Origin of the sequence: Actinokineospora sp. PR83 (assembly GCF_021056305.1) — a bacterium.
Taxonomy (GTDB): domain Bacteria; phylum Actinomycetota; class Actinomycetes; order Mycobacteriales; family Pseudonocardiaceae; genus Actinokineospora; species Actinokineospora spheciospongiae.
The window spans coordinates 20,686-28,070 of the sequence record NZ_JAJCXD010000075.1 but is presented as its reverse complement, the minus strand read 5'-3'; the positions used below and the strand labels follow the sequence as shown (position 1 = coordinate 28,070).

At 74.1% G+C, this 7,385-nt stretch carries 7 protein-coding genes, 1 pseudogene and 1 riboswitch; of the genes and pseudogenes, 4 read left to right on the top strand and 4 right to left on the bottom strand.

Annotation, left to right across the window (positions count from 1 at the left end; all coding sequences use genetic code 11):
• Nucleotides 1-313 (bottom strand): annotated as a pseudogene (locus tag L6E12_RS24115) (protoporphyrin IX magnesium chelatase); the annotation flags it as partial.
• Between the two features lie 51 nt (nt 314-364).
• Nucleotides 365-491, bottom strand: a riboswitch (cobalamin riboswitch).
• Nucleotides 492-604: 113 nt separating this feature from the next.
• On the opposite strand from L6E12_RS24115, the gene cbiE reads away from it, so the two are divergent.
• Together cbiE and cobM are read left to right on the top strand one after the other, a co-directional pair.
• On the top strand, nt 605-1,801 hold the full coding sequence (gene cbiE / locus L6E12_RS24110; RefSeq protein WP_236230208.1) for a precorrin-6y C5,15-methyltransferase (decarboxylating) subunit CbiE: 1,197 nt from the start codon (nt 605-607) through the stop codon (nt 1,799-1,801).
• A complete protein-coding gene (gene cobM / locus L6E12_RS24105) occupies nt 1,798-2,544 on the top strand; it encodes a precorrin-4 C(11)-methyltransferase (RefSeq protein ID WP_236230207.1) in 747 nt (248 codons plus the stop codon). Before cbiE ends, cobM begins: the two co-directional genes overlap by 4 nt.
• Here cobM and L6E12_RS24100 read toward each other — a convergent pair.
• Nucleotides 2,538-3,629 carry a cobalt-precorrin-5B (C(1))-methyltransferase gene (locus tag L6E12_RS24100; protein WP_236230206.1) on the bottom strand — a complete coding sequence of 364 codons (1,092 nt, stop codon included), beginning with the start codon at nt 3,627-3,629 and terminating at the stop codon, nt 2,538-2,540. The genes cobM and L6E12_RS24100 overlap by 7 nt on opposite strands.
• 47 nt (nt 3,630-3,676) lie before the next feature.
• Between L6E12_RS24100 and L6E12_RS24095 the strand changes: the two genes are divergently transcribed.
• Complete coding sequence (locus L6E12_RS24095) at nt 3,677-4,435, top strand: cobalt-precorrin-6A reductase (protein ID WP_236230205.1); 759 nt, start codon at nt 3,677-3,679, stop codon at nt 4,433-4,435.
• Between the two features lie 108 nt (nt 4,436-4,543).
• Here the strand turns inward: L6E12_RS24095 and L6E12_RS24090 are convergent, their stop codons facing one another.
• On the bottom strand, nt 4,544-4,873 hold the full coding sequence (locus tag L6E12_RS24090) for a hypothetical protein (RefSeq protein ID WP_236230204.1): 330 nt from the start codon (nt 4,871-4,873) through the stop codon (nt 4,544-4,546).
• A gap of 431 nt (nt 4,874-5,304) precedes the next feature.
• Between L6E12_RS24090 and L6E12_RS24085 the strand changes: the two genes are divergently transcribed.
• A complete protein-coding gene (locus L6E12_RS24085) occupies nt 5,305-5,841 on the top strand; it encodes a hypothetical protein (protein ID WP_236230203.1) in 537 nt (178 codons plus the stop codon).
• Here the strand turns inward: L6E12_RS24085 and L6E12_RS24080 are convergent.
• Nucleotides 5,733-7,328, bottom strand: coding sequence for a serine/threonine-protein kinase (locus L6E12_RS24080; RefSeq protein ID WP_236230202.1), 1,596 nt, complete (start codon nt 7,326-7,328; stop codon nt 5,733-5,735). The two genes, L6E12_RS24085 and L6E12_RS24080, sit on opposite strands and share 109 nt — an antisense overlap.
• Between the last annotated feature and the right edge of the window lie 57 nt (nt 7,329-7,385).

Sequence of the window (7,385 nt, the reverse complement as noted above, 5' to 3'; positions counted from 1 at the left end):
CGCCGACCGGAAGCTCCACCAACCGCGCGGGTCGGGATGTGGAGCCGGGGCCGGATTGCGTGTCACCGTGGGGGCCGTCGGGGCAGCCGGGGTCCGGGGCGGCGGGGTCGCAGCTGAACCGGCAGCCCTCGACCACCGCCAGCGCGGGCAGCAGCGCGGCGAGCGCGCGCACCACGGTCGACTTCGCGGTGCCCTTCTCCCCGCGCACCAGCACCCCGCCGATCGCCGGGTGCACCGCGTTGAGCAGCAGGGACAACCGCAGGTCGGCGTGGCCGACGACGGCCGAGAAGGGAAAACCGGCAGGACTGGGCACGCCACGATCCTCACTCCGGGTCCGCGCCCGGGTCGGTCTTGAGCAGGGGGCGAGTGTCCTGGCTCCCGGATCGCCGCGCCACCGCCGCCTTCCCGGGGCTCGCGCCCCAGTGGCACCTCGACGGTGGAACTCCCCGGTCACAGTGGCGGGACCGCACCGGATTCGCACCGGTTTCCTCCGCACACCCTGCTTGGTCTGCCCGTGATCGTCGCATCCCGCACCGACGGGTGCCAAGCCACGTGGTGCGCGTCTCGGCTGTTCGGCCGCGCGGGTGGGTTAGCGTTGCCGCCCGTGGTCACCGTGGTGGGTATCGGCGCCGACGGCTGGACCGGGCTGGCGCCCGCGTCCCGCTCGGCCCTCGCGCGCGCCGAGGTCGTGCTCGGCGCCTCCCGGCAACTGGACCTGCTGCCGCCCGAGGTGACCGCCGAACGGGTCGCCTGGCCGACGCCGCTGCTGCCCGCCGTCCCCGCCCTGCTCGCGGCGCACGCCGGTTCGGTGCTGTGCGTGCTGGCCAGCGGGGACCCGATGTTCCACGGCATCGGCACCACGCTGGCCCGGCACACCGCCGTGCGCGTGCTGCCGCACCCGTCGTCGGCGTCGCTGGCGTGCGCCCGGCTGGGGTGGGCGCTGGACAAGGTCGCCGTGGTCAGCGCGGTGGCGCGACCGGTGGAGCGGCTGCACGCGGCGCTGCACCCGGGCGCCCGCGTGCTGGTGCTGAGCGAGGGTTCGCAGACCCCGGCGGCGGTGGCCGCGCTGCTGCGCGACCGGGGGTTCGGGTCCAGCCGGATGACCGTGCTGTCCGACCTCGGCGCGGACACCGAGGCCGTGGTCACCGCGACGGCCGCCGGGTGGTCGGGCGAGGTGGGTCCGCTGAACGTGGTCGCGGTCGAGTGCGCCGCCGACCCGGGGGCGCGGCGGCTGCCGCGGGTGCCGGGGCTGCCCGACGACGTGTTCGAGCACGACGGGCAGATCACCAAGCGGGAGGTCCGCGCGCTGACCGTGTCGTCGCTGGCCCCCGAGCCGGGTGAGCTGCTGTGGGACGTGGGCGCCGGGTCGGGCAGCGTCGGGATCGAGTGGTCGCGGGCGGACCCGGCGTGCCGGGCCGTCGCGGTGGAACCCCGGGAGGACCGGGCCGCGCGGATCGCTCGCAACGCGCTGGCGCTGGGTGTGCCGGAGCTGCGGGTGGTGACCGGGTCGGCGCCGGGTGCGCTGGCCGGGTTGCCGGAACCGGACGCGGTGTTCGTCGGCGGGGGAGTGACGGCGGACGGGGTGCTGCCCGCGTGCTGGGCGGCGCTGCGGCCGGGCGGGCGGCTGGTGGTCAACGCCGTGACGCTGGAGTCGGAGGTGCTGGTGGCGCGCTGGCACGGCGAGGTCGGCGGCACGCTGACCCGGGTGTCGGTGGGCCGGGCCGGGCCGGTCGGGGGTTTCACCGGGTGGCGCCAAGCCATGCCGGTGACGCAGTGGGTAGCCGTGAAGGAGAGCGAGTGACCGTCCACTTCATCGGGGCCGGGCCGGGTGCGGCCGACCTGATCACCGTGCGCGGGCAGCGGGTCGTGGCCGCCGCCCCGGTGTGCCTGTACGCGGGCGCGCTGGTGCCGGTCGAGCTGCTGGAGCTGTGCCCGCCGGGCGCGCGCCGGGTCGACACCGCGAACCTCACCCTGGACGAGATCGTCGCCGAGCTGCTCGCCGCGCACGCCGCCGGGCACGACGTGGCCCGGCTGCACTCCGGCGACCCGTCGGTGTTCAGCGCCGTGGCCGAGCAGATGCGCCGCCTCGACGCGGCCGGGGTGCCCTACGAGGTGGTGCCCGGGGTGCCCGCGTTCGCCGCCGCCGCTGCCGCGCTCAAGACCGAGCTGACCGTCCCCGGCGTCGGCCAGACCGTCGTGCTGACCCGCACCTCGGCCCGCGCGACGCCGATGCCGCCCGGGGAGGACCTGGCGTCGCTGGGCCGCAGCCGGTCGACGGTGGTGCTGCACCTGGCCGTGCAGCGCATCGACGAGGTCGTGGCCGAGCTGGTCCCGAACTACGGCGCCACCTGCCCGGTCGCCGTGGTCGCCTACGCCTCGCGCGCCGACGAGGTGGTGCTGCGCGGCACCCTCGCCGACATCGCCGGGCAGGTGCGCGCCGCGGGCATCCGGCGCACGGCGGTGATCATCGTCGGCCGCGTGCTCGACCCCGTGGGCCACTGCGACAGCCACCTCTACTCCGCCGAGCGCGAGCGGCCTCAGTGAGCGCGACCGACGACCACCCCGGCCCGGTCGATCACCACCACGTCCACCGCCACCTCGGCCCCCCGCAGCACCTCGACCGCGGTGGCCTTCGCCCCGGCCGCCACCGCGTCGCCCAGCGGCACGCCCGCGGCCTCGGCCAGGCGCAGCGCCTCCAGCGCGGTGTTGCCCGCGGTGATGCGCGCCGCCAGACCGTCGTCCCCGCCCGCGGCGACGGCGGTCGCGGCGAGGGCGGCGAGGTCGACCTGCGAGCGGCCCGAGTGCAGGTCGAGGTGGCCGTCGGCGAGCTTGGACAGCTTGCCGAAGCCGCCCGCGATCGTCAGCCGGGGCACCGGGTGGCGGCGCAGGTACTTGAGCACCGCCCCGGCGAAGTCGCCCATGTCCAGCAGCGCGTCCTCGGGCAGGCCGTGCAGCGCGGCCACGGTCTTCTCCGAGGTCGACCCGGTGCAGCCCGCCACGTGGGTGTACCCGGCGGCCCTGGCCACGTCCACGCCGCGGCGGATGCTGTCGATCCACGCCGAGCACGAGTAGGGCACCACCACGCCGGTCGTGCCCAGGATCGACAGGCCGCCGAGGATGCCCAGCCGCGGGTTCCAGGTCTTGCGGGCCAGTTCCTCCCCGCCGTCGACCGAGACCTCCACGACCACGTCACCGCTGCCGCCGTGCCGCGCGGCCACCGCGGCCACGTGGTCGCGCATGAGCGTGCGCGGCACCGGGTTGATCGCGGGCTCGCCCACCGGCAGCGGCAGCCCGGCCTTGGTGACCGTGCCGACACCGGGACCGGCGCGGAAGGTCACCCCGGAGCCGGGCGGGCCGGGGCGGACGGTCGAGCGGACCAGGGCGCCGTGGGTGACGTCCGGGTCGTCGCCCGCGTCCTTCACCACCCCCGCCGTGGCCACCCCGTCCCCGAGGTGTTCGGTCGCCAGCGCGAACGCCGGTGCCTGTCCCTTCGGGAGGGTGATGGTCACCGGGTCGGGGAACTCGCCGGTCAGCAGGGCGGTGTAGGCGGCGGTCGTCGCCGCGGTCGCGCACGCCCCGGTGGTCCAGCCGTAGCGCAACCCCTCCGGCGTGCGCCGCTCTCCGCTCATGGCACCAGCGTGCCCAACCGCGTCCCGGCGCTTCCGGCGGGGGTGTCGTGCCGACCGTGCTGATCCTCGGCGGCACCGCGGAGGCCCGCGCCTTGGCCGCGGTCCTGCACGAGCGCCCCAGTACCCGCGTGGTGTCCTCGCTGGCCGGTCGGGTGGCCCGGCCCCGGCTGCCGGTGGGGGAGGTGCGGGTGGGCGGGTTCGGCGGACCGGACAGGCTCGCCGAGTACCTGCGCGCGGAGTCCGTGACCGCCGTGGTGGACGCCACGCACCCGTTCGCCGAGCGGATCAGCGCCTCCGCCGCCACCGCGGCAGGCGCCGCCGCCGTGCCCCTGGTCCTGCTCCGCCGCCCGGGGTGGACCCCGCGCCCCGGCGACGCCTGGCACTGGGTCGACGACCTGACCGCCGCCGCCGCGCTGCTGCCCGACCTCGGCGACCGCGTCTTCCTCACCACCGGGCGCCAGGGCCTGCCCGCCTTCGCCGCCGCCCCGCAGTGGTTCCTGGTGCGCTGCGTCGACCCGCCGGACCCGCCGCTGCCCGCCCGGTGCGAACTGCTGCTCGACCGCGGCCCGTACACCCTCGACGGTGAGCTGGCGCTGATGCGTGCGCACCGGGTCGAGGTGCTGGTGACCAAGGACAGCGGCGGCCCGCTGACCGTCGCCAAGCTCGACGCGGCCAGGGAGCTGGGGCTGCCGGTGGTCGTGGTGCGCCGCCCGGGCACCCCGGACGTGCCGGTGCTGGCCTCGGTGCCCGGGGTCGTCGACTGGCTGACCGGCGTGCTCGACCAGGATGCGGGAGGGACCCGCTGATCACCGACGACCCAACCGGGACCGCGGCGGGGTGCCCGGTCGAGTCGGTGTGACCGGGCACCCCGGCTGGTCCGCCCGCGCGGGTGCGCCGGTAGGACCAGCGGGCGGCTAGCTGAGCATCCTGCTGCGCTGCTCTGTGATGACCTGCTTGTACTGCAACGAGTTCACCTGGACCGAGGGGGCGACCGACCAGGAGTTGACCGAGCTCAACGTCGCGGTCATGGAGTACACGTTGTCCGGGAACTGGATCATCACGGCATCGGTCATGGTCGCCACGTCGAGGACCTCGCCCTGGACGTAGCTGCCCGCCACCAGGTAGTAGACCGGGTGCGGGTTCAGGCTCATGGTGACGTTCGGCTTGCCCTGGAAGGCGAACGTGCCCGCGCCCGACATCGCACCCTTGGCGGCGAGATCCGGGTCCATTTGGTAGACGCACATGTCCCGGAATGACTTCGAATTGTTGATGACGCGGAGGGTGTACCGCGTGCCTGCCATGTGATTGTCGCTCTCTGTTCGGCGAAAGGTGACACGGTTGAGGCTGCGGTATCCAAGATCTACGTGAACCGTAGCCTGGCTGCGCAGGGCCGAGTGTGCTCCGGATATGGCTTCTCCAACAGCGATGACACCCGTTCGAGGAGTGGTTTGACGCTGGGTGACAAGCGGTGTGGACTAATCGCGTGTCGGTCGAGGAGAGCTGATCTGTGAGCAGTTCGTACGCTACCGAGGAAAGCTGGACCTGTCCGGGTGAAATCACGGAAGACAAGAAGCTCTGCGCAGTCGGCCAGGCGACGCGGGGTCACCGGCAAGAAGGATTCCGGCAGGCCGATGCCGCCGATGCCCTCGGATGACATCGAACCCGGAGGCTTGCCATGAAGTTCTCGCTCGGCTTCTTCAACGATTCCTCGTCGAAGCAGGATTGGGCTGTTTTCCTGGACAGCGTATCCATCGCGACGTTCCAACTGGAGGCCCACAAAGGCAGTGGGAAGTGGGTTCCGGTCGAGATGGGGGACGGGGGCAAGGTGCAGATCACGGTGTCGGCGACCGGAGACGCCGCGGCCGACCTCACCGTGGTGGGCACCAAGCTCGTGCTCAGTTCGCACACGCCGAGGGTATGGCGGCTGGACCAGGAGACCGGCACCCAGTACACCGTGTACTGCAGCCTCACCCAGGTTCTGCCGCGTGACCCGGTGGGCGGTCGCCGCGTCCACCGGGTGGCGGCCCGCCCGCTTTCGCCGGTTCGCGCGGGTGGGGTCCGTTGCCGTCGGGTCCGACGACCCCGACAGGCCCGCCGCGGCGGTCAGGCGTTGCCGATGACCGACGAACCGCCGATCTTCCAGATCCCGTCCTCGGCGACCATGGTGAACCGGGTGCGCTCGGTGCTGGTGGCCCCGTTCGTGCGGGTGTAGGTGATCGTCGCGTCGACCTGGTTGGGGCCGCTGGCCACGACGTTGCCCACCGAGACGGCCCGGAACCCGCTCCAGAAGCGCTTGTACCCGGACAGGCCGCCCGCCGTCTTCTGCTGGTAGCCGGCGGTCAGCCTGCCCCAGTTCTGGTCCGTCCCGCCGGGCAGGCCCGCGTAGTAGCCGGTGATCGCCGCGACCCGGGCCTCCGGCGTGTCCTCGGCACCGGCGGGCGGTGGGGCGGTGGTCGGGGGCGGCTGCGTGGTCGTCGTCGGCGGGGGTGTGGTCGTCTCCGGGGTGGAACTGGGGGCGGGCGGCTCGGTGGGGGGCTCGTTGCCCGCCGGCGGCGCCGCGCTGGTGCCGGGGGGACCGGTGACCGTGGAGACCGTGGTGTTCGGGGCGGCGACCGGGTCCTGCTCGGAGTCGCGGTTGAGCGTCACCAGGACGATCGCCACCGCCAGCACGACGACCAGGGCCGTCGCGCCGACGAGCAGCGCCGCCTTGCGCTTGCGGTCGGGGTCCCCGGGCTCGGGGTCGGGGCGCTGGGCGGGCGGTGGCACCACGGGCAGCGCGGCCGTGGCCGGGGGCGGGGCGCTCGGCGCGGGGGCCTCCGCCGCCGCGCCGAACTTCTCCGTGCGCAGCGGCGTCGCCACCTGGGTCGGTACCTCGGCCGAAGCCCAGTCGCGCTCGGCCAGCACCCGGCGGACCTCCGCCATCGTCGGCCGGGCCGCCGGGTCGGTGGCCAGCATCGCCAGCAGCAGGTCCGTCATCGGACCGGAGTTGCGGGGCGGGTCGATCTGCCCGGACGCGGCCCGGTGCAGGGTCGCCATCGTGTTGTCGTTGGCCCCGAACGGCGAGACGCCCTCGATCGCGGTGTACAGCGTGGCGCCGAGGGAGAACACGTCGGAGGCGAAGGTGGCGGCCTTGCCCTGCGCCACCTCCGGCGACAGGTAGGCGGGGGTGCCCGCGATGTTGGTGGTGGTCGTGCCGGTGACGTCCTCGACCAGCCGGGAGATGCCGAAGTCGGTGATCTTCACGGTGTCGTCGTGGCCGAGCAGCAGGTTCCCCGGCTTCACGTCCCGGTGCACCACGCCCACCTCGTGCGCGGCGGCCAGCGCGGCGGCCACCTGGGCGCCGATGTTCGCCACCTCGTCCAGCGGCAGCGTCTTCTGCTCGCGCAGCACCACCGACAGGTTCGTCGAGGGCACGTACTCCAGCACCAGGTACGGGGCGCCGCCGTCCTCGACCACGTCGAAGACGGTGATCGACGACGGGTGCTGCAACTTGGCCGCGATCCGGCCCTCGCGCATGGCCCGCCGGTTGACCTCCTCGACCTCCGGCGCGGTCAGCGACGCGGGCACCAGCAGTTGCTTGACCGCCACCGTGCGGTGCAACCGCTCGTCGTAGGCCTGCCACACCACACCCATGCCGCCCGCGCCGAGCTGCTTCGACAGCCGGTACCGACCGGCGATCAGCCGGTCCTCGCTCTTCATGGCAGCCGCCAAGGTGCGCACATCACCGCACAAGAGTTACACGAACAGGTGACAACC

What these genes read in the sequence shown, in the direction of transcription:
- L6E12_RS24100 (WP_236230206.1), bottom strand. Translation starts at nt 3,629, where the DNA reads ATGAGCGGAGAGCGGCGCACGCCGGAGGGGTTGCGCTACGGCTGGACC.
- L6E12_RS24090 (WP_236230204.1), bottom strand. Translation starts at nt 4,873, where the DNA reads ATGTGCGTCTACCAAATGGACCCGGATCTCGCCGCCAAGGGTGCGATG.
- L6E12_RS24085 (WP_236230203.1), top strand. Translation starts at nt 5,305, where the DNA reads ATGAAGTTCTCGCTCGGCTTCTTCAACGATTCCTCGTCGAAGCAGGAT.
- L6E12_RS24080 (WP_236230202.1), bottom strand. Translation starts at nt 7,328, where the DNA reads ATGAAGAGCGAGGACCGGCTGATCGCCGGTCGGTACCGGCTGTCGAAG.